Source organism: Paracoccus sp. KKT209, assembly GCF_055635455.1.
The window spans coordinates 1,342,180-1,365,437 of sequence record NZ_CM145758.1; the positions used below are offsets into that span (position 1 = coordinate 1,342,180).

Annotated in this window: 23 protein-coding genes; 16 read left to right on the top strand and 7 right to left on the bottom strand. The window is 68.5% G+C overall.

Features of this window, described 5'->3' with window-relative positions; genetic code table 11:
* The first annotated feature begins 37 nt into the window (after positions 1-37).
* Genes ACZ2G3_RS06620 through doeB form a run of 7 tightly spaced genes read left to right on the top strand, consistent with a single transcriptional unit; the run spans position 38 to position 6,768 of the window.
* Entirely contained in the window at positions 38-694 is a 657-nt protein-coding gene (locus ACZ2G3_RS06620; protein WP_419267495.1) for a TRAP transporter small permease, read from the top strand.
* Positions 691-1,977, top strand: coding sequence for a TRAP transporter large permease (locus tag ACZ2G3_RS06625; protein ID WP_470398509.1), 1,287 nt, complete (start codon positions 691-693; stop codon positions 1,975-1,977). The genes ACZ2G3_RS06620 and ACZ2G3_RS06625 overlap by 4 nt, the downstream gene beginning before the upstream one ends.
* 9 nt (positions 1,978-1,986) lie before the next feature.
* Positions 1,987-2,691, top strand: a complete 705-nt coding sequence (locus tag ACZ2G3_RS06630) for a maleate cis-trans isomerase family protein (RefSeq protein WP_470398511.1) — start codon at positions 1,987-1,989, stop codon at positions 2,689-2,691.
* Positions 2,685-3,635 (top strand): hydroxyectoine utilization dehydratase EutB, encoded by a 951-nt coding sequence (gene eutB / locus ACZ2G3_RS06635; RefSeq protein WP_470398513.1) that lies wholly within the window; start codon positions 2,685-2,687, stop codon positions 3,633-3,635. Before ACZ2G3_RS06630 ends, eutB begins: the two co-directional genes overlap by 7 nt.
* Complete coding sequence (locus ACZ2G3_RS06640; RefSeq protein WP_470398515.1) at positions 3,632-4,588, top strand: cyclodeaminase; 957 nt, start codon at positions 3,632-3,634, stop codon at positions 4,586-4,588. Before eutB ends, ACZ2G3_RS06640 begins: the two co-directional genes overlap by 4 nt.
* The gene (gene doeA / locus ACZ2G3_RS06645) at positions 4,589-5,785 is read left to right on the top strand and encodes an ectoine hydrolase DoeA (RefSeq protein ID WP_470398517.1); all 1,197 of its coding nucleotides are present in this window, start codon (positions 4,589-4,591) and stop codon (positions 5,783-5,785) included. It abuts the gene before it with no gap.
* Positions 5,782-6,768: a N(2)-acetyl-L-2,4-diaminobutanoate deacetylase DoeB gene (gene doeB / locus ACZ2G3_RS06650; protein ID WP_470398519.1), complete on the top strand. Its 987-nt coding sequence runs from the start codon at positions 5,782-5,784 to the stop codon at positions 6,766-6,768. The genes doeA and doeB overlap by 4 nt, the downstream gene beginning before the upstream one ends.
* On the opposite strand, the gene ACZ2G3_RS06655 is transcribed toward doeB, so the two are convergent.
* Genes ACZ2G3_RS06655 through ACZ2G3_RS06680 form a run of 6 tightly spaced genes read right to left on the bottom strand, consistent with a single transcriptional unit; the run spans position 6,765 to position 12,340 of the window.
* On the bottom strand, positions 6,765-7,769 hold the full coding sequence (locus tag ACZ2G3_RS06655) for an AbrB family transcriptional regulator (protein ID WP_470398520.1): 1,005 nt from the start codon (positions 7,767-7,769) through the stop codon (positions 6,765-6,767). The two genes, doeB and ACZ2G3_RS06655, sit on opposite strands and share 4 nt — an antisense overlap.
* A gap of 11 nt (positions 7,770-7,780) precedes the next feature.
* Positions 7,781-8,086 carry a DUF4387 domain-containing protein gene (locus ACZ2G3_RS06660; protein ID WP_470398521.1) on the bottom strand — a complete coding sequence of 102 codons (306 nt, stop codon included), beginning with the start codon at positions 8,084-8,086 and terminating at the stop codon, positions 7,781-7,783.
* A complete protein-coding gene (locus ACZ2G3_RS06665) occupies positions 8,083-9,444 on the bottom strand; it encodes an acyclic terpene utilization AtuA family protein (protein WP_470398523.1) in 1,362 nt (453 codons plus the stop codon). Before ACZ2G3_RS06665 ends, ACZ2G3_RS06660 begins: the two co-directional genes overlap by 4 nt.
* A 1-nt stretch (position 9,445) precedes the next feature.
* On the bottom strand, positions 9,446-10,972 hold the full coding sequence (locus ACZ2G3_RS06670; RefSeq protein WP_470398525.1) for a tripartite tricarboxylate transporter permease: 1,527 nt from the start codon (positions 10,970-10,972) through the stop codon (positions 9,446-9,448).
* Between the two features lie 4 nt (positions 10,973-10,976).
* Positions 10,977-11,420, bottom strand: coding sequence for a tripartite tricarboxylate transporter TctB family protein (locus ACZ2G3_RS06675; protein WP_470398527.1), 444 nt, complete (start codon positions 11,418-11,420; stop codon positions 10,977-10,979).
* On the bottom strand, positions 11,417-12,340 hold the full coding sequence (locus ACZ2G3_RS06680) for a Bug family tripartite tricarboxylate transporter substrate binding protein (protein WP_470398529.1): 924 nt from the start codon (positions 12,338-12,340) through the stop codon (positions 11,417-11,419). Before ACZ2G3_RS06680 ends, ACZ2G3_RS06675 begins: the two co-directional genes overlap by 4 nt.
* 143 nt (positions 12,341-12,483) lie before the next feature.
* Here ACZ2G3_RS06680 and ACZ2G3_RS06685 point away from each other — a divergent pair, with 143 nt between their 5' ends.
* The 3 genes from ACZ2G3_RS06685 to ACZ2G3_RS06695 are packed head-to-tail and all read left to right on the top strand — an operon-like array spanning position 12,484 to position 15,553.
* Complete coding sequence (locus ACZ2G3_RS06685) at positions 12,484-13,149, top strand: response regulator transcription factor (RefSeq protein WP_470398531.1); 666 nt, start codon at positions 12,484-12,486, stop codon at positions 13,147-13,149.
* A complete protein-coding gene (locus ACZ2G3_RS06690; RefSeq protein ID WP_470398532.1) occupies positions 13,146-14,543 on the top strand; it encodes a sensor histidine kinase N-terminal domain-containing protein in 1,398 nt (465 codons plus the stop codon). The genes ACZ2G3_RS06685 and ACZ2G3_RS06690 overlap by 4 nt, the downstream gene beginning before the upstream one ends.
* Positions 14,513-15,553: an ABC transporter substrate-binding protein gene (locus ACZ2G3_RS06695; protein WP_470398534.1), complete on the top strand. Its 1,041-nt coding sequence runs from the start codon at positions 14,513-14,515 to the stop codon at positions 15,551-15,553. The genes ACZ2G3_RS06690 and ACZ2G3_RS06695 overlap by 31 nt, the downstream gene beginning before the upstream one ends.
* Here the strand turns inward: ACZ2G3_RS06695 and ACZ2G3_RS06700 are convergent.
* Positions 15,550-16,209 (bottom strand): alpha/beta fold hydrolase, encoded by a 660-nt coding sequence (locus ACZ2G3_RS06700; protein WP_470398535.1) that lies wholly within the window; start codon positions 16,207-16,209, stop codon positions 15,550-15,552. The two genes, ACZ2G3_RS06695 and ACZ2G3_RS06700, sit on opposite strands and share 4 nt — an antisense overlap.
* Positions 16,210-16,303: 94 nt before the next feature.
* Between ACZ2G3_RS06700 and ACZ2G3_RS06705 the strand changes: the two genes are divergently transcribed.
* From ACZ2G3_RS06705 to ACZ2G3_RS06730, 6 genes are all read left to right on the top strand, one after another.
* Positions 16,304-17,185: a LysR family transcriptional regulator gene (locus tag ACZ2G3_RS06705; RefSeq protein ID WP_470399075.1), complete on the top strand. Its 882-nt coding sequence runs from the start codon at positions 16,304-16,306 to the stop codon at positions 17,183-17,185.
* Between the two features lie 86 nt (positions 17,186-17,271).
* On the top strand, positions 17,272-17,760 hold the full coding sequence (locus tag ACZ2G3_RS06710; RefSeq protein WP_470398537.1) for a formate dehydrogenase subunit gamma: 489 nt from the start codon (positions 17,272-17,274) through the stop codon (positions 17,758-17,760).
* On the top strand, positions 17,757-19,274 hold the full coding sequence (locus ACZ2G3_RS06715; RefSeq protein WP_470398539.1) for a formate dehydrogenase beta subunit: 1,518 nt from the start codon (positions 17,757-17,759) through the stop codon (positions 19,272-19,274). The genes ACZ2G3_RS06710 and ACZ2G3_RS06715 overlap by 4 nt, the downstream gene beginning before the upstream one ends.
* Entirely contained in the window at positions 19,271-22,198 is a 2,928-nt protein-coding gene (gene fdhF / locus ACZ2G3_RS06720) for a formate dehydrogenase subunit alpha (protein WP_470398541.1), read from the top strand. The genes ACZ2G3_RS06715 and fdhF overlap by 4 nt, the downstream gene beginning before the upstream one ends.
* Before the next feature lie 3 nt (positions 22,199-22,201).
* Positions 22,202-23,026, top strand: a complete 825-nt coding sequence (fdhD, locus tag ACZ2G3_RS06725) for a formate dehydrogenase accessory sulfurtransferase FdhD (RefSeq protein ID WP_470398543.1) — start codon at positions 22,202-22,204, stop codon at positions 23,024-23,026.
* Complete coding sequence (locus ACZ2G3_RS06730) at positions 23,016-23,216, top strand: formate dehydrogenase subunit delta (protein WP_419267522.1); 201 nt, start codon at positions 23,016-23,018, stop codon at positions 23,214-23,216. Before fdhD ends, ACZ2G3_RS06730 begins: the two co-directional genes overlap by 11 nt.
* Positions 23,217-23,258 lie beyond the last annotated feature (42 nt).

Below are 23,258 nucleotides of genomic sequence, written 5' to 3' on the forward strand. Positions count from 1 at the left end.
CGGGCCGGCTCGGCCCCGACTGCGCAGGAGAGGCGGCATGACCACGAAGGCGACCCCGGATCGACCCGATCCCGACATCCTGGCGGCGGCCGAACTGCCGGTGACCCAGGACGACATCGACGACGCGCTTTACGAATCCGGCCTGCCGGGGCCGCTCGGCCTCCTGGACAAGGGAATCGCGCGGCTGGAGGCGATCCTGCTGGCCCTGGGCGTGCTGGCCATGGCGCTGAACACCGTGGCCAATGTCGTCGGGCGCTTCGGCTTTGGCCAGTCGCTGTACTTTTCCGAAGAGGTGAACCAGGCGCTGATCGTGCTGATTACATTCGCCGGCATGTCCTATGCCGCCCGCCACGGGCGCCACATCCGCATGTCGGCGCTGTTCGACGCGCTGCCCTTCCGCGCCCGCAAGATCGCGATGGTCCTGATCAGCGCCCTGACCGGGGCGCTGCTGCTGATGCTGGCCTGGTACGCCTTTGGCTATGTCACGACCCAAGCCGGGCGGGGCCGTGTGCTGCCCGCGCTGCGCATCCCGCAATGGTGGATCCTGGTCTGGGTGCCGGTCGGTTTCTTCCTGACCGGGGTGCAATACATGCTGACCGCGCTGAAGAACCTGACCGATCCGCAGATCTGGCTGTCGACGGGCACCCGCGACGGCTATGACCTTCCCCAGGACGAGGAGCGTCCCGCACCATGACCGCCGCCATTCTTGGCACGATGATCGTGCTGCTGCTCCTGGGCTTTCCGATGATGGTGCCGCTGATCATGGGCGCCATGGTGGGCTTTGTCACCATCTTCGGCGGCTTCGGCCAGCTGGAGACCATGGTCCAGCAGGTCATCGCCGGCATCCAGCCCGCCAGCCTGATCGCCGTGCCGATGTTCATCTTTGCCGCCGACCTGATGACGCGCGGCCAGTCGGCCGAACGCCTGATCGACCTGGTCATGGCCTTCCTGGGTCACATGAAGGGCGGTCTGGCCATTTCCACGGCCGGCGCCTGCACCATGTTCGGCGCCGTGTCGGGGTCGACCCAGGCCACGGTCGTGGCCGTCGGCGGCCCGCTGCGCCCCCGCCTGCTGAAGGCCGGCTACAGCGACCAGTTCACGCTGGCGTTGATCATCAACGCCTCGGACATCGCCTTCCTGATCCCGCCCTCGATCGGGATGATCATCTATGGCGTCGTCTCGGGCACCTCGATCTCGGAACTGTTCATCGCGGGCATCGGGCCGGGCCTGCTGATCCTGCTGCTCTTCTCGATCTATGCCTATATCTATGCCGTCCGCCACAACGTCCCGACCGAACCCGCCGCCAGCTGGGGCGAACGCGGGCGCGCCATCCGACGCGCGCTCTGGCCCCTCGGGTTCCCGGCCATCATCATCGGCGGCATCTATGGCGGGGTCTTTTCCCCCACCGAGGCCGCGGCGGCCTGCGTCCTTTATGCGCTGCTGCTGGAGATGGTGGTCTTTCGCGAACTGAGCCTGAAACAGCTCTACGCCACCGCGAAATCGACCGGGCTGATCACGGCGGTGGTCTTCGTGCTGGTCGGCGCGGGCACGGCCTTCAGCTATATCATCAGCTTCGCGCAGATCCCGCAGGCGATCCTGGGTGGCATCGGCATCGACGGGATGGGCCCCTATGGCGTCCTCTTCACGATCTCGATCGCCTTCTTCATCGGCTGCATGTTCGTCGACCCGATCGTGGTCATCCTGATCCTGGTGCCGATCTTTGCACCCGTGGTGCAGGCCAACGGGCTGGACCCGGTGCTGGTCGGCACGCTGATCACGCTGCAGGTCGCCATCGGCAGCGCGACGCCGCCCTTCGGCTGCGACATCTTCACTGCCATCGCCGTCTTCAAGCGGCCCTATTGGGAGGTGATCCGGGGCACGCCGCCCTTCATCGCGATCCTGCTGGCGGTGTCGGTGCTGCTGATCTTCTTCCCGCAGATCGCGCTGTTCCTGCGCGACATGGCCATCTCCAGCTAGGACCACCCGATGAGACGCTGCGACCTGCACCGCTTTGGCCTGGTGGCGCTGGCCACCGACATGACGATCGAGGGCGATGCCGCGCGCCTGATGCCGCCGGGCACCCGGCTGCACGTGACCCGCATCGCCTTTGACAACCCCACGACCGAGGAAAACCTGCGCCGGACCGGCCCGCGCCTGCGCGCCGCTGTCGATCTGCTGGTGCCGGGGATCGAGCTGCGGGGCATCGGCTTTGGCTGCACCTCGGCCTCGGCCGTGCTGGGCGACGGCATCGAGGCGCTGGCGGGGGGCCGGGCGCCGGTCTCCACCCCGGCGGGGGCGGCGCTGCGCGGCTTTCGCGCCCTGGGGATCGACCGGGTGGCGCTGATGACGCCCTATCTGGCTTCGACCACCGACCTGGTGGGCGATCATTTCGAGGCGCAGGGCCTGCGCGTCTTGCGCCGCAGCAGCATGGGCCATGCCGACGACCGCGACATGGCCCGCCTGTCCGACGCCGAGATCACCGAGATGGCCCTGGCCAGCGACCACCCCGACGCGCAGGCGCTGTTCATGTCCTGCACCGCGCTGCCCGCGCTGCCGTTGATCGACGACCTGGAGGCGCGGCTGGGCAAGCCCGTCCTCAGCGCCAACCAGGCGTTGTTCTGGGCCATGCTGGACCAGGCGGCCATTCCCGCCGACGGGCCGGGCGCGCTGTTCCGGTGCCGCACATGGTGACGCTGGACGACATCCGCGCGGCCCGCGCCCGCATTGGCGACCGGGTCCGGCAGACGCCGATGGTCGCCTCGGCCATGCTGTCGGACAAGGCCGGCGGGCCGGTCTGGCTGAAATGCGAACATCACCAGACGACCGGCGCCTTCAAGCTGCGCGGGGCGACCAATGCGGTGGCGCGGCTGGGGCCGGTGGCGGGCGTCACCACCGCCTCGACGGGCAACCACGGCAGGGCGCTGGCCCACGCGGCGCGCGCCCTGGGGGTGCCCGCGATCATTTGCGTGTCGCGCCTGGTGCCGCAGAACAAGCTGGACGCGATCACCGCCCTGGGCGCCGAGGCCCGCGTGATCGGCGCCAGCCAGGACGAGGCCTTTCTGGAGGCCCTGCGGCTGGAACGGGACGAGGGGTTCGCGCTGATCCCGCCCTTCGACCACCCGGACGTGATCGCGGGCCAAGGCACCCTGGGGCTGGAGATCCTGGAGCAGCTTCCCGATGCCGCGGCCATCGCCGTGCCCCTTTCGGGCGGCGGGCTTCTGGCCGGGGTGGGTGCCGCCGCCAAGGCGCTGCGCCCCGACATCCGCATCATCGGCATCAGCATGGAACGCGGCGCCGCGATGGCCGCCAGCTTGGCCGCCGGCCGCCCCATCGAGGTCGAGGAGCTGCCGACCCTTGCCGACAGCCTGGGCGGGGGCGTGGGCATGGCCAACCGCCTGACCTTTCCGATGGTCCGCGACCTGATGGACGAGCTGATCCTGCTGACCGAGGACGAGATCGCCGCCGGCTTGCGCCACCTGGCGGCCGAAGGGCAGGTGGTCGAGGGCGCGGCGGCCGTCGGCGCGGGCGCCGTGCTGGCGGGCAAGCTGCGCGGCCCGCACCCGCTGGTCCTGATCCTGTCGGGCGCCAATATCGACCCCGCCCGCCACGCCGCCCTCATGGAGGCCATCGCATGACGCCGCTGATCCTGACCGAGGACGACCTGCGCCGGCGCATCGCCCTGGACCTGCCGCTGATCGACGTGATCGAGGCGGGCTTTGCCCGGCTGGCCCAGGGCGGCGTGGTGATGCCGCCGGTCCTGTCGATGCACCTGCCGGACGTGAACGGAGAGGTGGACGTCAAGACCGCCTATGTACCCGGACTTCAGGGCTTTGCGGTCAAGATCTCACCCGGTTTCTTCGACAATCCCGCGCGCGGGCTGCCCTCGACCTCGGGGCTGATGGTGGTGCTGGACGCCGAAACCGGCCGCGTGCGGGCGGTGCTGCTGGACAACGGCTACCTGACCGACCTGCGCACGGCGGCAGCCGGCGGCGTGGCCGCGCGCCACCTGTCGCGCCCGGATGCCATCCGCGCCGCGATCCTGGGCGCGGGCCTGCAGGCGCGCATGCAGCTGCAGGCGCTGCGGTTGGTCCGGCCGATCACCAGCGCCGTCATCTGGGCCCGCGATCCGGCCCGTGCAGAGGCGCTGGCCGAGGAGGTCACCGGCATCGATATCCGCGCCACCACGGACGCGGAGGAGGCCGTGACGCAAGCCGACATCGTCGTGACCACCACGCCCAGCAGCCAGCCGATCCTGCGCGCGGGCTGGCTGCGCCCCGGCCAGCACGTGACCGCCATGGGCAGCGACCAGCCCGGCAAGAACGAACTGGACCCCGCCTGCCTGGCCCGTGCCGACCTTTATGTCGCCGACCGCGCCAGCCAGACCCGCCTGATGGGCGAGCTGCGTGCCGCCATCGCCGCCGGCACCCATGACGGCGCCGATGTCCCCGAACTGGGCCAGATCATCGCCCGAACCCATCCCGGCCGCACCGCGCCCGACCAGATCACCCTCTGCGATCTGACCGGCACGGGCGTCCAGGACACTGCCATTGCCACCCACGCGCTTGCCGCGTTTTCGAAAGCCACGTGAATGCCCGAACTGCAAAGGACGCCTGAACGCTTCTCGACCGCGGAATACGAGGGGCGCCTGAAGAAGACCCGCGCCAGCATGGAAAAGCTGGGCCTGGACATGCTGATCGTCAGCGATCCATCGAACATGGCCTGGCTGACCGGCTATGACGGCTGGTCCTTTTACGTCCACCAATGCGTGATCGTGGGGCCGACCGGTGCGCCCATCTGGTTCGGGCGGGGGCAGGATGCGCAGGGCGCGCTGCGCACCGTCTGGATGAGCGACGACCACATCATCGGCTATCCCGACCATTACGTGCAGTCGGTGGACCGGCACCCGATGGAATACCTTTGTGCGCAGTTGGCCGACCGGGGCTGGCATCGCGGCACCCTCGGGGTCGAGATGGACAACTACTGGTACACGGCCAAGGCGCATGAACGGCTGGCCCACGGCTTGCCGGAGGCGAAAATCCAGGACGCCACTGGCCTGGTGAACTGGCAGCGCGCCGTCAAGACGCCCAAGGAACTGCAATACATGCGCAAGGCCGCACGCATCGTCGAGCGCATGCACCGCCGCATCGCCGACAAGATCGAGGTGGGCATGCGCAAATGCGATCTGGTGGCCGAGATCTATGACAGCGGGCTGCGCTATGACGAATGGTCGGGGCATGGCGGTGACTATCCGGCCATCGTGCCGCTGCTGCCGTCGGGGCCGGACGCCGCCGCCCCGCACCTGACCTGGGACGACCAGCCGATGAAGGTCGACGAGGGCACGTTCTTCGAAATCGCCGGATGCTATCAGCGATACCACGTGCCCTTGTCGCGCACGATCTTTCTGGGCACCCCGCCGCAGGAGATGCTGGAGGCCGAAAAGGCCGTGCTGGAGGGGATGGAGGCGGGCCTGGGCGCCGCCCGCGCGGGCAACACTTGCGAGGATATCGCCAATGCCTTCTTCACGGTCCTGGACCGTTACGGCATCGTCAAGGACAACCGCACCGGATACCCGATCGGCCTGTCCTATCCCCCCGACTGGGGAGAACGCACCATGTCGCTGCGCCGGGGCGACCGGACCGAGCTGAAGCCGGGCATGACCTTCCACTTCATGACGGGCCTGTGGATGGAGGGCTGGGGCTATGAGACGACCGAGTCCCTGGTCATCACCGAGGCCGAGCCTGAGCTGTTCTGTTCCATCCCCCGCCGGATGCTGGTGAAGGCATGAACCCGATCAGCCCGACGATCCCGCTGGACGGTTCCGGCAAGCAGCACGGGTTCCTGCGCCTGCCGCATTCCAGGAACGACAGCGCCTGGGGCAGCGTGATGATCCCGATCACCGTGATCGCCAATGGCACGGGCCCCACGGCCCTGCTGACCGGCGGCAATCATGGCGACGAATACGAAGGCCCCATCGCGCTCCAGCAGCTGGCCTGGGAGCTGGAGCCGAGCGACATCAGCGGGCGCGTGATCATCGCGCCCTATCTGAACTATCCGGCCTTTCGGGCCGGCACGCGGGTCAGCCCGATCGACCAGGTGAACATGAACCGATGCTTTCCCGGCCGCCCCGACGGCACGGTGACGCAAAAGATCGCGCATTATTTCGACAGCGTGCTGGTGCCGATGGCGGATGTGGTGCTGGATTATCATTCGGGGGGCAAGACGCTGGATTTCCTGCCCTATGCGGCGGCCCACCATCTGGACGACGCGGATCAGCAGGCGGCCTGCGTGGCGGCGATGCGGGCCTTTGGCGCGCCCTGGTCGATGATGATGCGGGAGATCGATGCGGTCGGCATGTTCGACACGGCGGTGGAAAGCCAGGGCAAGGTCTTTGTCACCACCGAGCTGGGGGGCGGCGGCACGGCCACGGCGGCATCAAGCCGGATCGCGATCCGGGGGGCGCGGAACGTGCTGCGCCACGCGGGCATCCTGTCGGGCGCGGTCGAGGCGGGCGAAACCCGGATGCTGGACATGCCGGGCGACGACTGCTTTCACTTTGCCACGCGCGACGGGCTGCTGCACCCGCTGGTCGACCTGGGAGAGCCGGTGGCCGAGGGGCAGGTCCTGGCGCGGATCTGGCCCGCCGACCGCACCGGATCGGAGCCAGTCGAGGTCCGCGCCAGCCGCGCGGGCCTGCTGGCGGCGCGGCATTTTCCGGGCCTGGTGCAGACCGGCGACTGCCTGGCGGTGATCGCGGTGGAGGTGCCCTAGCGGCGCATCAGTCGCGCCACGACCGGCGCCAGCAGGATCACGATCAGGATGCGCAGGATGTGGTGGCTGACGACATAGGCCAGGTCCGCCCCGGCGATGATGGCGATCACCACCATTTCCGCCTGGCCGCCCGGAAGGAAGGCCAGGAAGGCATCCAGCGCCGGGGCCAGGCCCAGCATGTAGATGACCTCGAAGAAGATCAGGCTGATGCCGGCCAGGATCAGCGAATAGGCGAGGCCCGCGGTCACGTCGATGCGCAGTTCTCGGGCAGTGATGCCGGCGTATTTGGCGCCGACCGCGATGCCGATGAAGAACTGCGCGGCCTGGATGATCTCGGCCGGGGGGCGGGTCTGGATCAGGCCCGCCAGCGACAGCGCCGCGGTCAGGATCATCGGCCCTAGGATCGAGGCGCCGAAAAGGCCCGCGCGTTCCGCGATCTTCCAGCCCAGGAATCCCGCCGCGACCATCAGCGCGATCTGGTCCCACCCCACCCCCGCGATGGGGGCGCCGGGCGGCTGCGACAGGTCCACCTGCCAATAAAGGGTCATGATCAGCGGCGCGACCGTCACGATGACCAGGATGCGCGTCGCATGGATCAGCGACAGCGCGCGGATGTCGCCGCCGGCCTCCTCGCCAAAGACCAGCATGTCCTGAAGCCCGCCGGGCATGGCCGCATACCAGGCGGTCGGGTGGTCAAAGCCGAAGACGCGCCGGAACAGTGGATAGCCGATCAGCGCGATCACCCCGATGAAGACCGGCACGATCGCCAGCGAGGCGCCGATGGCCGGCAGCCCGGCCAGCACCTGCGGCGTGATCGAGGCGCCCACGGCCACGCCCAGAAAGGTGCGCATGAAGATGCCCAGTTGCCCCGCGCCGGCCATGCGCGCCCCCGACAGGGCCACGATCAGGCAGGCCAGCATCGGCCCCAGCAGCCAGGGCAGGGGCAGGCCCAGCACCAGAAAGATTGCGGCACCGATCAGCGCCGCGCCGAAGGTGGTCAATCGTGCCTTAGTCAAAGCGTCATTTCTTCCAGCAGCGCCGCATATTGCGCCCCATGCATGTCGCGGTCATGGGCTGACCCCTGCACCACCGGGCGCGGCAGGCTGAACTTGATCACCCTGAGGTCGGGGATGTCGAACCGCTTCAACTGGTCGGGCGCCACCTGGTAAAGCGCGGCGACCCGTTCGGTCGACAGCTGCGACACCAGCCGGTCGAAGACGTCGCGCCGGTCGCAGAAGACGTCGATGGTCACCCAGAAGGGACCTGCATTCTTGGACCGGACCTTCAGGACCAGATCGCCCAGGGACGTGGGGGTCATGCCGGCACCTCCGCGCGGATTTCGGTGACCTCGATCCGGAAGGCGGACATCGGGTCCTCCAGCGCCATGACGTGGTTCAGGGCGAATTCATAAAGCGCGCCGCGATCGGTGGTGGCCGGCGAATAGGGGAAGGCGAAGGTCGGCAGTTCCTCGTCATCGGTCAGCGGGTAATGCAGGACAAAGGGGTTGATCAGCTTGCCGATCTCGGCCGCCTCGGCCTGGGTCTTTGCGGTGATAAGGCCCAGAACGCCCACCTCGACCGGATCGCCGCCGCGGTTCTCCAAGGCGCCTAGGGCACCGTTGACGCCGATCAGGCGGAATTCCAACTCGTAATCGTCGGGCGACAGCTCCATGCGGGTCCGGATCTCGGCCTGCAGAAAGCCGGTCAGGCGGTCGACCCAGGCCTGGGCGTTCCGCGCGTAATGGGCGTCGCGCAGGATCGCAAGGATCGTGGTCTGGTAGCCTGCGATGCGCGCGCCCTCCAGCTTGACGGTATAGGGGCCGGGCACCCAGGCCGAGCCTTCGACCCGCACGCGGCGGTCGTCCAGCGCGCTGTAATGCGCGCCCGTCACGTCCAGGTAACCGCCGGGCTCGAACAGCCGGAACGGGTCCGAATTTTCGTAAAGCATATGCGCCGAGACCGAATGCGGCGTGCAGCGCGCGCCCTCTGCCAGCGGCTCGACCGTGAAGCCGGCTTGGTCGAAATCGACCAGGATTACGCCCGAGGTCGGGTTCGTCGAACAGAGCGCGCCGCATTCCGCGATCTTGGCGCCGTGCCAGACGCCGCCCGCCGCATCCCCGCGCAGCAGCGGCAGGGCGGCGATGGTCGCCGTGTCGGTGGTGCGGCCGGCGATGACGATGTCGGCGCCGGTGGCCAGGGCGGCCTGGATCTGTTCGGCCCCGGCCAGGGCCACGATGTTGGTCAGATCGTCCAGCCGCAGGTCGGGTGCGGGGGAAAGGGGCGTCACGCGGCCCTGCGCCACCGCCTGCGCCACGCGGGAAACAGGCTGGCTGGAATAAAGCCGCGCGATGCGCAGGTCCTGGCCCAGTTCGCGGGCCAGTTCGACGGTGATGTCATGCATCCAGTCCACGGTGCTGTCGGTGCCGCAGGTGCCGGCCGTGCCGATGACCAGCGGGACGCGCGCCTGTGCCCGGGCCTGCATCAGCGTGCGCCATTCGGATTTCGTGGCGGCGCGGGAATATTTCGACTGGCCCGCGCCCAGGCTGAAGGGCCCACTGTCGGTGGACCCTCCGTCGATGCAGATGATGTCCGGCCGGGCGGCGACGCCGCGGTCCAGCGCCTTTCGGTCGAAGCCGAGGCCAAGAACGCCCGAAGGCACCAGAACGCGTGTCGGCATGTCAGTCCTCGTTCAATGTCGGATCGGTGGCGGGCAGCGCGGGCTTCTTCAGCAGGCGCCGCAAAAAGATCGGCGCCACGAAACCAAGGATCGCCGCGATCCACAACCCCACCGCGATGGGCGAGGAGAGCAGATACCACCAGTCGCCGTTCGACAGGACCATCGCGCGGCGCAGGTTGTCCTCCATCGCGTTGCCCAGAAGGATGCCCAGGATCACCGGGACCGTCGGCATGTCCAGCTTGCGCATGACATAGCCCAGGACGCCGAAACCGACCATCATCAGCATGTCGAAGCTGGAGCCGGTCAGCGAATAGATCCCCACGAAGGCGATCATGGTCACGCCCGGCAGCAGCACCCAGGCCGGCACCGACAGGATCTTGACGAAGACCTTGACCATGGGGACGTTCATCAACAGCAGCACGACGTTGGCGATCAGCAGCGACGCGATCAGCGACCAGACGACCTCGGGGCGCTCGGTGAACAGCAGCGGGCCGGGGGTGATGTTCAGCGTCAGAAGCAGCGCCAGCAGCACGGCCGTGGTGCCCGAGCCCGGCACGCCAAGCGTCAGCATCGGCACCAGCGCGCCACCGGCGGCGGCGTTGTTGCCGGCCTCGGGGGCGGCGACGCCCTTGGGGTTACCCCGCCCAAAGCTGTCCTTGTCCTTGGCCACCGATTTTTCCGCCATATAGGCCAGGAAGGATCCCAGAGACGCGCCCGCGCCGGGCAGCACGCCCGCGACAAAGCCAATCCCGGTGCCGCGCAGCATCGCGCCGCTGGTCTGGCGCAGCATCCGCCAAGGGACCAGGATCTTGCCCAGCTTGACGCCGATGGCGCTGTCCTTGCCGTGGCTTTCGATGAAGTGGAACACCTCGGCCACCGCAAATAGGCCCACGATGGCGACCAGGAAGTCCACGCCGTCCATCAGGTGCAGCTCACCAAAGGTGAAGCGCGGCATGCCGGTGGTCTTGTCCATGCCGATCATCGCGATCCCGAGGCCGATCGCCGCGGCCATCGCCGCCTTGGCCTGGTTCGACGAGCCGATCCCGCCAAGCGTGCAGAAGGCCAGGATATAAAGCGCGAAATATTCTGCCGGGCCGAACTGATAGGCGACGCGCGCCAGGTAGGGCGCAAAGATCATCAGGCCGACGGTCGCCAGCAGCGCGCCCACGAAGGAGGCCACGCCCGACACGACCAGCGCCTCGGCCGCCTTGCCCTGCCGGGCCATGGGATAGCCGTCCAGCGTGGTCATCATCGCGGGCTCGTCACCCGGTATGTTCAAAAGGATCGAGCTGATGCGGCCGCCATACATGGCGCCGTAATAGACCGAGGTCAGCAGCACCAGGGCCGAGATCGCATCAAGGCCCATCGAGAAGGAAATCGGGATCAGCAGCGCCACGCCGTTCGACGGCCCAAGGCCCGGCAGCGCGCCGATGATCGTGCCCACAAAGCAGCCGATCACGGCCAGCATCAGCGTAAAGGGCGTTATGGCGATGGAGAATCCCATCGCAAGGTTGGCAAGCGTGTCCATGAATTCAGAACCCCATGCCGGCGGGCAGGCCCTTCAGGCCCAGTCCCAGGATGACGCGGAAAAGAACGAAGAGGCCGACCGACAGGCCCAGGCCCGACAGCGCCGCGCGCATCGGGTGGCCGCCGATCTGCCAGCTGAGGACGCCCGCGGCGATGGCCGTCGGGATCAGGAAGCCAAGCGGCGTGATGGCATAGGCATAGGCCACCAGCACCAGCAGCGCGAGGGCCAGCTGCGCCACCATCGGGCCCGCCGGCCAGTCCTGGTCGGGGTCCGGGCGCAGCACCATGACCAGCGCCGACAGGATGACCACGGTGGCGATCATGTAGGGGAAGATGCGCGGCCCGACGGGGTCGGACATGAAGCTGGTCTGGATGCCGCTGGCGCTGAGGATATACCCCAGCGCCACGACGATCATGACCGACCCGAAGATGCGGTCGCCACGGATCATTGCAGCAACCCGATCTCGCGCGAGACCTCCTGGATCTCGGCGATGTTGGCGTCCACGAAGGTCTGGAACTCATCGCCGAGGATCATGTAGGGCTCGAGGCCGTTTTCGGCCATCACCGCCTGCCACTGCTCGGATTCGCCGACCTGCTGCAGCGTCTGGACCCATTTCTGATAGTCCTCGTCGCTGATGTCCTTGGGGACATAGATGCCGCGCCAGTTCATCGCGACGATGTCGACGCCCTGTTCCTTGGCGGTCGGCACGTCGTCAAAGCCGGTCACGCGCTCTTCCGACAGGACGGCGATGGGGCGCACGTCGCCCGACTTGATGAAGCCGGTGATCTCGGACAGATCGCCGGTCATTGCCTGGGCAAAGCCGCCCACCGTCTGGGTGATCGCATCCGCGCCGCCGTCGAGGCCGATATACTTGACCGAGCGCATGTCCTCGAACCCTGCCTTGTCCAGCATCATCAGGACCTTGAGGTGGTCGAAGCCGCCCACGGCCGAGCCGCCGGCAAAGGCTACGCTGGAGGGATCGGCCTTCACCGCCTCGATCAGGTCGGTCAGGGTCTGGTAGGGGCTGTCCTTGGCCACCACGATCACGCCGGGATCGCCGCCGATCGAGCCAACCCACCGCACCTGGTCGGCGGTGGCGCCGGCAAAGGCGTTCTGCGCCAAGCGCGTGGTCGTGGCGGACGAGGCCGCGACAAAGACCTCGGGGTCGCTGCTGCGCTTGCTGACGACCTGGGTGAAGGCCACGCCGCCGCCCGCGCCGGCCAGGTTCGTCACCTGCACCATGTTCGGCACGATCCCCAGTTCGGTCATCAGCCGCCCGATCTGGCGGCAGGTAAAGTCCCAGCCACCGCCGGGGTTGGCCGGTGCGATGCATTCGGCGGCCGTGGCCGGAACGGCGACACTCATCATCAGCGCAGCTGCGGCTGCACGGGTCCAGTTCTTCATGCTGTCCTCCCAGACTGCCCGCGCGAAAAGGGGGGCGGGCTTGCGGGGTGCAGATTTTGATGAAAAGCTGACACCAACCTGTCACCCATTGCCGAAAAGTTAAGCGGATGCGTTTTCTTCTGGTCGAGGACAGCGACGAGCTGGCCCGCGCCGTCGCCTCGCGGCTGGCGATGGAGGGGCATGGCGTGGATCATGCCGCGACCCTGGAAGATGCTCGACATTTTCTGGAAAGCGCGCCCTATGATCTGATCCTGTTGGACATTTCACTGCCTGACGGGGACGGCCGCGACTTTCTGGCGCGCGAGCGGGCGGCGCGGCGGGACACGCCGGTGATCATGATGACCGCCAGCGCCTCAGTCAGCGACCGGGTCAGCACGCTGGACCAGGGCGCCGACGATTACATCACCAAGCCCTTCGACTTCGCCGAGCTGCAGGCCCGTTGCCGGGCGGTCCTGCGGCGGCGGGACGGAACGGCGGACAGCCGGCGCCATTTTGCGGGCTTCACCTTCGATGCGCTGGCGGCCACAGTCAGCATCGGCGACGAGACGCGGGAACTGCGCGCCCGCGAACTGCGCCTGCTGGAGATCCTGCTGTCGCGGCCGGGCCAGGCCTATTCCAAGGCGCATCTGATCGACCGGCTGTTTTCCTTTGACGAGGAGGTCAGCGACAACGCGATCGAGGTCTATGTCGGTCGCCTGCGCCGCAAGCTGGAGGGATCGGGCGCCCGGCTGGAGACGCTGCGCGGGGTGGGCTATCGCCTGATCCCGGAATGAGCCGCTGGCTGCGCCTGGTCGATCCGGCCCGCATCACCTCGCTGCGCCGCCGGCTGGTCTGGCAGTTCCTGGTCCTGTCGGCGGCGCTGGTCCTGGGCCTGTTCCTGACGGTGGGCTGGGTGGCCGACCGGGCGTCGCGGGCCTCGCAGGATGCGGTCCTGGGGGCGGCGGTGACGGCGATCACCGAGGGCATCCGCAGCGTCGATGACGGGCTGGAGCTGGACCTGCCCTATGCGACCTTTTCCATGCTGGGGGCGATGGGGGACGAACGCATTTTCTATGCGCTGGCCGTGGCGGACCGCGTGGTGACGGGCTACGAGGACCTGCCCGCACCGCCCGAGGCCGCGCAGGACATGGTGCCGGTCTTCTGGAACGCCGATTACCGGGGCGCGCGGTTGCGCCTGTCGGCCGTGGCGCGCCCGATGCTGATCGAGAACCGCCTGCAGCCCGTCACCGTGACCCTGGGCCAGACCCGCCTGGGGCAGGCGGCCATCGCGCGCGACACGGCCCGCAGCGCGGCCTGGGCGGCGCTGGCCTTTCTGGTGCTGGCGCTGCCCGTGGGGCTGCTGGCGGCGCAGGCGGTGCTGTCGCCGATCCGCAGCCTGGCCGAAGTCATGGGCCGGCGTGGCCCGCGCGACCTGCGCCCCGTGCGCCACCCGACGCCCCGCGAACTGGCGCCGCTGCTGCGGGCGCTGAACGGACTGATCGCCCGCCTGCGCGGCGCACTGGATCTGGCGGAGACCTTCATCTTCGAGGCCGCGCACCGCATCCGGACGCCGCTGTCGCTGGTGCGGACCGAGGCCGAGCTGGCGCTGTCGGAAACCACCGACGAGGCCACGCGCATCCGCCTGCGCCGCATGGTGCGCGCCATCGGGGAAAGCAGCCGATCGGCCAACCAGATCCTGGACCACGCGATGGTCATGTATCGCAGCGACCAGTTCGCCGCCGCGCCCCTGGACCTGGCGGCGCTGACCCGCGCGGTGGTGCGGGCCGTGGCGCCCCTGGCCGAGATGCGCGACATCGCCCTGTCGCAGGCCGGGCTGGACAGCCCATGCCCCATCGAAGGGGACGAGCGCATGCTGGAGATCGCGCTGCGCAACATCCTGGACAATGCGGTGAAATACGCCGCACCGGAGGGACAGATCGCGGTGTCGCTGGGGCGCGAAGGGCCGATGGCCGTCCTGCGCGTGCAGGATGACGGCCGGGGCCTGTCGGACGATCCCGCGCAGCTGATGGCGCGCTTTCGGCGCGGCGGCAATGTGGGCGATATCGGCGGCTCGGGGCTGGGCCTGACCATCGTGACCGAGGTTGCCGCCACCCATCGCGGCCGCTTTCGGCTGGAGCCCGGAGAGAGGGAGGGAACATGCGCCTTGCTGCACTTGCCGCTGGCCTGATCGCGCTGGCGCTGGCATCCCAGGCCCGCGCCTTCGAGATCGAGCAGGAACGCCGCTTTGGGCCGGAGGAGGGGACGCCCATCCAGGTCCTCTCCACCACCGACACCGCGGCCTTTGCGCCGGTGCTGGAGGATTTCGTGGCCCGCCACCCGGGGCGCGGCATCCGCTATGTCCAGGCGGCCTCGACCGAGATCTTTGCGGCCATCCACGACCAGGACGCGCGTTTTGACCTCGTGATCAGCTCGGCCATGGATCTGCAGATGAAGCTGGCCAATGATGGTTTCGCGGCCGGGGTCGAGATGGAGGCGCCGGGCCTGCCCGGCTGGGCGCGCTGGCGCCAGCAGCTGTGGGGCATGGCGCTGGAGCCTGTGGTGACGTTGGCCTCGCGTCAGGCCCTGGGCGATCTGCCGCTGCCGCGCACGCGGCGCGACCTGATTGCGCTGCTGCGGGAAAATCCGGACCGCTTCCGGGGGCGCATTGCGGCCTATGACCCGCAGGTGTCGGGCGTGGGCTATTTCCTGATTGCGCAGGATGACCAGGTCTCGGACGGGTTCTGGCGGCTGGCCGAGGTGATGGGGCGGCTGAATGCGCGGCTGTTCTGCTGTTCGGGCGAGATGATCGAGGAGCTGCGGGCGGGGCGGGTGTCCATCGCCTATAATGTCGTGGCCAGCTATGCGGCGCGGTTCCGCCCCGACGATCCGGACCTGGTCCAGCTGGGCTTCGAGGATTACATCTTTGCCATCGTCCGGTCGGCCTTTGTTCCGGTGACTGCGCCCGACCCGGAGGGGGCGCGGCTGCTGCTGTCCTATCTGCTGTCGGACCCGGCGCAGCGGCTGATCGCGGCCAGTGCCGGGGTGGCGCTGGTGCCGGGGACGGGGCCTGCGCCTTCTCCGCAGCTGCGGCCGATCCGGCTGGATGCGGGGCTGCTGGTCTATGACGACCGGCTGCGTCGTGCCGGGCTGTTGGCCGAATGGCGGGCGGCGCTGGTCCAGCCGCAGGCTGGCCCTTAGCCAGCCGCGATCCGGTCGATCAGCCGCGCCAGGCCCTGCGGGTCCGACAGGAAGGGCGAATGGCCCCAATCCGTCGCATGCACCTGATCCACCGGGGCGCGGTGCAGCATCGCCCGCTGCAATGCGGGCGCGATGGCCCGGTCGTGTTCGCAAAGGATATAGTGCCGCGTCACATCGGCCCGCGCGGGGCCCGGCAGCGGGTCGCGCATCGGGCCCAGGGGCTGAGGGCGCAGCCGGGGCAGGGCGCGGGCCACGATCTCCTCGGGGACATCCTGATAGAGCATGTCGCGCGCGGCATCGGCGGGCATCACCAGCCGCCCTGCGTCATCGCGGGGCCAAGCGCGGGCGGGGCCGGGGTGCAGGCGGCCCAGTCGCGCCAGGCTGTCGCCCGGCAGCGGCAGATAGCTGCAGAGGTGGATCAGCAGCCCGGGCGGACGCTGCTGTGCCAGCGCCTCGGCCAGGATGCCGCCCATGGAATGGCCCAGGATGATCGCGGCGGCGGGCAGGGCGGTGACGCAGTCGGCCAGCGTCGTGCCGGGGTCGTCGGGCAGGTCCGGGCAGGCGACGCGGTGGCCCTCCGATTGCAGCGCCTCTGCCGTGGCCTGCCAGCACCAGCCGCCGTGCCAGGCGCCGTGGATCAGGAGGATGTCGCTCATGCCCCGCAGACTGACGCCGCCGCGCGACCGCCGCAAGCGGCTTGACCGCGCCCGCCGCGATGGGCTTGATGCCCCGTCACAGAGAGGGCGCGCGATGATCGACAAGCTGGAAATGTTCCTGGCCGTGGCCAAGGAAGGTCATTTCGGCCGCGCCGCGCAAAGCCTGGGCATCACCCAGCCCACCCTGTCCGCCGGCATCAAGCAGCTGGAGGAGCAGCTGGGCGTCCTGCTGATCTTTCGCGGCTCGCGCTATGGCGGGTTGACGCCCGAGGGGCAGGCGGCGCTGGTCTGGGCGCGGCGCATCGTCGGCGACACCCGGCAGCTGCGCGACGAGATGCGCGCCGTGCGTCACGGCCTGTCGGGGCGGCTGCGCATCGCGGTCGTGCCTACGGCGCTGACCTGGGCCGCGCGGCTGGCGGCGCGATACGGTGCCAAGCATCCCAATGTCGGCTTCACCATCCTGTCGCGCAGCTCGGTCGAGATCCTGCAGATGATCGAGGACCTGGAGGTGGATGCCGGGATCTCGTACCTGGACAACGAGCCCCTGGGCAAGGTCAGCTCGGTCCCTCTTTATGATGAGCGCTATACGCTGGTGACGCCCGAGGGGCATCCGCTGGCCGCCGGCCGGGCCGTGGCCTGGTCCGCGCTGGAGGGGCAGCGGCTGTGCCTGCTGAGCCCCGACATGCAGAACCGCCGCATAATCAACCGCCGGCTGGCCGAGGCGGGGGTGAACCCGACGGCGACGGTGGAATCGAATTCGACGGTGGTGCTGGTGTCGCAGGTGCTGGCGGGCGGCTGGTTGACGATCCTGCCCCAGGACATCGCCTGGTTCCTGGCGCAGGGCAAGCCGCTGTCGCTGGTCCCGCTGGAGGGGGGCGGGCCTGGTCATGCGGTGGGTTTGATCGCCCCCTGGCGCGAGCCGCATACCCCGGTTCTGGAGGCTCTTCTGACCGAGGCGCGGCGCATGGTTCGATAGAAGATTTCTATCGTGTAACGGAATTGCGATATTGATTTCCGGTGCAATGCGCTGTCTTGTGGGTGGCCAGAACTGAAAGGCCAGCCATGCTTGAACACGCGCCAGCCCCCGCGCCCGAGGAAATTCGCGAGGTCGTAGCCCCGCTTGCGGAGCTTGAGGGTCCCCTGCTGCCCATGCTGCACGCGATCCAGGAGGTCTGGGGCCATGTGCCGCAGGCCGCGGTTCCGCTGCTGGCCGACCTGCTGAACCTGGGCCGGGCCGAGGTTCATGGCGTCATCAGCTTTTACCACGATTTCCGCGACCACCCCGCCGGACGTCGCGTGCTGAAGATCTGCCGGGCCGAGGCCTGCCAGGCCGTCGGCGGCGCGGCCGTCGCGCAATCGGTCCTGGACCGGCTGGGCCTGGACTGGCACGGCACCACGCCCGACGGTGCGGTGTCGGTCGAGCCGGTCTATTGCCTGGGCCTGTGTGCCTGCGGGCCGGCCGCGATGCTGGACGGCCGCGTGATCGGCCGCATCGACGCCGACCGGATCGAGGCGGAACTGAAAACCGGCCCCGTGGAGGCGCGCGCATGAAGATCTGGGTCCCCCTCGACAGCGCCGCCAAGGCGCTTGGTGCCGATCAGGTGGCCGATGCCATCGCCCGCGAGGCCGCGGCGCGCGGGCTTGACGTGCAGATCATCCGCAACGGCACGCGCGGCATGGTCTGGCTGGAGCCGCTGGTCGAGATCGACGCGGGCCAGGGCCGCGTGGCCTTCGGTCCGGTGACGCCCGCCGATGTGCCGGCGCTGCTGGACGGGTCGCTGCCCTGCCACGGTCCGGTCGAGAACATCCCCTTTTTCGGCCGGCAGACGCGCCTGACCTTTGCGCGCTGCGGACTGATCGACCCGCTGGACCTGGACGATTACGCCGCGCATGGCGGTCTGGTGGGCCTGCGCCGCGCCATCGGCATGAGCCAAGCCCAGATCGTGCAGGAGGTCGCTGACAGCGGGTTGCGCGGCCGTGGTGGCGCGGGCTTTCCGACCGGCATCAAGTGGCGGACCGTCAGCGATGCGGTGGCCGATCAGAAATACATCGTCTGCAATGCCGACGAGGGCGACAGCGGCACATTCGCCGACCGGATGATCATGGAGGGCGATCCCTTCACCCTGATCGAGGGCATGGCGATCGCGGGCCTGGGTGTGGGCGCGACGCGCGGCTATGTCTACATGCGCAGCGAATACCCCGACGCGATCCGCGTGATGGAGGCGGCGGTGGTGATCGCCCGCCAGCGTGGCGTGCTGGGCGCGGATGTGCTGGGCAGCGGCCGGGCCTTCGACATGCAGATCCGCACCGGCGCGGGCGCCTATGTCTGCGGCGAGGAGACCAGTCTTTTGAACAGCCTGGAGGGCAAGCGCGGCACGGTGCGTGCCAAGCCGCCGCTGCCGGCGCTGGAGGGCTTCCTGGGCAAGCCCACGGTCGTCAACAACGTGATCAGCCTGGCGACCGTCCCGGTGATCTTTGAAAAGGGCGCGCAGCATTACGCCGATTTCGGCCTGGGCCGGTCGCGGGGCACGGTGACCCTGCAGATCGCCGGCAACGTGCGCCAGGGCGGGCTGTTCGAAACCGCATTTGGCATGTCCCTGGGCGAGGTCGTGAACGACATCGGCGGCGGCACGCTGTCGGGGCGTCCCGTCAAGGCGGTGCAGGTCGGCGGGCCGTTGGGCGCCTATATGCCGGTTTCGAAGTTCGACACGCCGATGGGATACGAGGAATTCGACCAGAAGGGCGGGCTGATCGGCCATGCGGGACTTGTCGTTTTCGACGACAGCGCCGACATGCTGCAGATGGCCCGTTTCGCGATGGAATTCTGCGCGGTCGAAAGCTGCGGCAAATGCACGCCCTGCCGGATCGGCGCGGTGCGCGGCGTCGAGACGATCGACCGGATCGCCGCGGGCGATCCCGGTGCGGCGGCCCTGCTGACCGACCTTTGCGAGACGATGAAGGACGGATCGCTGTGTGCGCTTGGGGGCTTCACGCCCTATCCCGTCATGTCTGCCCTGACCCAGTTCCCCGACGATTTCGCCACCCATAAGGAGGCAGCGGAATGAAAGACTTCATCATCCCCCAATTTCCACCGGGTGACGAGCGCGACATGGGCACCCCCGCCCGCAACGGCGCGCCGGTCAGCCTGACCATCGACGGGTTCGAGGTCGTGGTGCCCGAGGGCACCTCGGTCATGCGCGCGGCCTTCGAGGCGGGGATCGAGGTCCCCAAGCTGTGCGCCAGCGACAACATGGAGGCCTTCGGCTCCTGCCGGTTGTGCGTGGTCGAGATCGAGGGCCGGCGCGGCACGCCCGCCAGCTGCACCACGCCCGTGACCGAAGGCATGATCGTCCACACCCAGTCCGCCAAGGTGCGCAAGATCCGCAAGGGCGTGATGGAGCTGTATGTCAGCGACCACCCGCTGGACTGCCTGACCTGCGCGGCTAATGGTGATTGCGAATTGCAGGACGCGGCGGGCCAGGTCGGCCTGCGCGATGTCCGCTATACGCCCGGCGACAACCATTTCGATCCCAAGGGCATCGGCGCCCGCAGCCAGTCCGAGGCGCGGCTGCGCGAGGGGCCGGGCAATCCGCAGTTCATCCCCAAGGACGACAGCAACCCCTATTTCACCTATGATCCCAGCAAGTGCATCGTCTGTTCGCGCTGCGTGCGCGCCTGCGAGGAAGTGCAGGGGACATTCGCGCTGACCATCGAGGGGCGCGGTTTCGACAGCCGCGTCAGCGCCGGTGCGGCGGCGGACAATTTCCTGACCAGCGACTGCGTCAGCTGCGGCGCCTGCGTGCAGGCCTGCCCGACGGCGACGTTGCAGGAAAAATCCGTGGCCGAACTGGGCACGCCCACGCGCTCGGTCATCACCACCTGCGCCTATTGCGGCGTCGGCTGCAGCTTCAAGGCCGAGATGAACGGCGACACGCTGGTGCGCATGGTGCCCTGGAAGAACGGCAAGGCGAACCGCGGCCACAGCTGCGTCAAGGGCCGCTTTGCCTATGGCTATGCCGCGCACAAGGACCGCATCCTGTCGCCGATGATCCGCGACACGATCGACGAGCCCTGGCGCGAGGTCAGCTGGGACGAGGCGCTGAGCTTTGCCGCGACCCGGATGAAGGGCATCCAGCAGAAACACGGCCGCCGTTCGGTGGGCGTCATCACCTCCAGCCGCTGCACCAACGAGGAAACCTATCTGGTGCAGAAGCTGACCCGCGCGGTGTTCGGCAACAACAACACCGACACCTGCGCCCGCGTCTGCCATTCGCCCACCGGCTATGGCCTGGGCAAGACCTTCGGCACCTCGGCCGGCACCCAGGATTTCGACAGCGTCGAGCATACCGACGTCGTGCTGATCATCGGCGCGAACCCCACCGACGGCCACCCGGTCTTTGCCAGCCGCCTGAAAAAGCGCCTGCGGGCCGGGGCCAAGCTGATCGTGGTCGATCCGCGCCGCACCGACATCGTGCGCAGCGCCCATGTCGAGGCGCAGTATCACCTGCCGCTGCGGCCGGGAACCAACGTGGCGGTCGTCAGCGCGATGGCGCATGTGATCGTCACCGAAGGGCTGATGGACGAGGCCTATATCCGCGACCGCTGTGACTGGGACGAGTTCCAGCACTATGCCGAGTTCATCAGCGATCCCCGCCACGCCCCCGAGGCGACCGAGGCGCTGACCGGCGTTCCGGCCTCAGACCTCCGCGCGGCGGCCCGCCTGTTCGCCACGGGCGGCAACGGCGCGATCTATTACGGCCTGGGCGTGACCGAGCATTCGCAGGGATCGACCACCGTGATGTCGATTGCGAACCTGGCGATGCTGACCGGCAATATCGGCCGTCCCGGCGTGGGCGTGAACCCGCTGCGCGGCCAGAACAACGTGCAGGGTGCCTGCGACATGGGGTCCTTCCCGCACGAGCTGCCGGGATATCGCCATGTCAAGCTGCCGGACGTGCGCGCGATCTTTGAAAAGGCCTGGGGGGTCGAGATCGACTCGGAACCCGGCCTGCGCATCCCGAACATGCTGGATGCGGCGGTCGAGGGCACCTTCCGCGGGCTTTACTGCCAGGGTGAGGACATCCTGCAGTCGGATCCTGACACGCATCACGTGGCGGCGGGCCTGAAGGCGATGGAATGCGTGATCGTCCATGACCTGTTCCTGAACGAGACCGCGAACTATGCCCATGTCTTCCTGCCGGGCAGCAGCTTCCTGGAAAAGGACGGCACCTTCACCAATGCCGAGCGTCGCATCAACCGAGTGCGCAAGGTCATGCAGCCCCGCAACGGGTATGAGGACTGGGAGGTCACGCAGATGCTGGCCAATGCGATGGGTGCCGGCTGGCATTACACCCATCCCGCCCAGATCATGGACGAGATCGCCTCGACCACGCCCAGCTTTGCCGGCGTGACCTATGAGCTGCTGGAGGAGAAGGGCAGCGTCCAGTGGCCCTGCAACGAGGCCGCGCCCGAAGGGACGCCGCTGATGCATGTCGATGGCTTCATGTCGGGCAAGGGTCATTTCATGATCACCGAATATGTCGCCACCGATGAGCGGACCGGCCCGCGCTTTCCGCTGCTGCTGACGACCGGTCGCATCCTGTCGCAGTACAACGTGGGCGCGCAGACCCGGCGGACCGAAAACACCGTCTGGCATGACCAGGACGTGCTGGAGATCCATCCGCACGACGCCGAGGTTCGCGGCATCAATGACGGGGACTGGGTGCGGCTGGCCAGCCGGGCAGGGGAAACCACGCTGATGGTGCAGCTGACCGACCGGGTGGCGCCGGGGGTGGTCTATACCACCTTCCACCACCCCGCGACGCAGGCCAATGTGGTGACCACCGATTTTTCGGACTGGGCGACGAACTGTCCGGAATACAAGGTCACCGCGGTGCAGGTCAGCCCGTCGAACGGTCCCTCGGACTGGCAAGAGCGCTATAACGAGCAGGCGGAGCGGTCGCGGCGGATCCTGTCGGCTGCGGAGTAAGCGATGCCTCTGCCGCCTCCCGTCCGTTCCGTGGACGCCACGCATCACCGCCCAGGCAGCCGCCTGGCGGTGATGCGCGCGCTGCCCGAGGAGACGCCGGTGGCGATGGTCTATGGCGGCACGACGCAGGCGGTGATGATGGCGACGCCCGCCGATCTGGAGGACTTCGCGGTGGGGTTTTCCCTGACCGAGGGGATCGTCACGGCGGCGGACCAGATCGACCGGCTGGAGGTCATGGACCACGCCCGGGGCGTCGAGGCGCAGATGTGGCTGGCTGGGGACCGGGCCGAGGCGCTGGCCGCCCGGCGGCGCTTCATGGCCGGTCCGGTGGGCTGCGGCCTTTGCGGCATCGACAGCCTGGACGAGGCGACGCGCGCGCTGCCCGACCTGTCGGGCGTGGGGCCGGTGCTGGATGCGGGCCAGGTGGCGGCCGCGACCGACGACCTGCGCGGCTGGCAGCCGCTGCATGACCAGACTCGCGCGGTCCATGCCGCGGGCTTTCTGCTGCCGGGGCAGGGGATCGTCCTGGCGCGCGAGGATGTGGGCCGTCACAACGCCCTGGACAAGCTGATCGGCGCGATGGCCCGGCAGGGCATCGAGGCGCGGCAGGGCGCCTTTGTCCTGACCAGCCGCGTGTCGGTCGAGATGGTGCAGAAATGCGCGATCGCCGGGGCGGGCCTGCTAATCGCGGTCTCCGCCCCCACGGCCCATGCACTGCGCCTGGCGCAGGACGCGGGCATCACCCTGGCCGCATTCGCGCGCGGCGAGGGCTTTGACCTTTTCTCTCACCCCCAACGGCTTGATGCCGAGGTATCCGATGTCGCCTGAAAAGATGGTCCTGATGGCCAACCAGATCGCCGCCTTCTTTGACAGCCAGCCCGGCGACCCGGCCCGCCAGATCGCCGATCACCTGCGCGATTTCTGGGAGCCGCGGATGCGCGAGAAGCTGCTGTCCTATCTGCAGTCGGGCGGCACGGGGCTGAAGCCCTCGGTCGAGGAGGCCGCGCGCCTGCTGTAGGGCGCCGATGCAACCCGCGGCAGGGTTTGGGGGTTTGGTGCC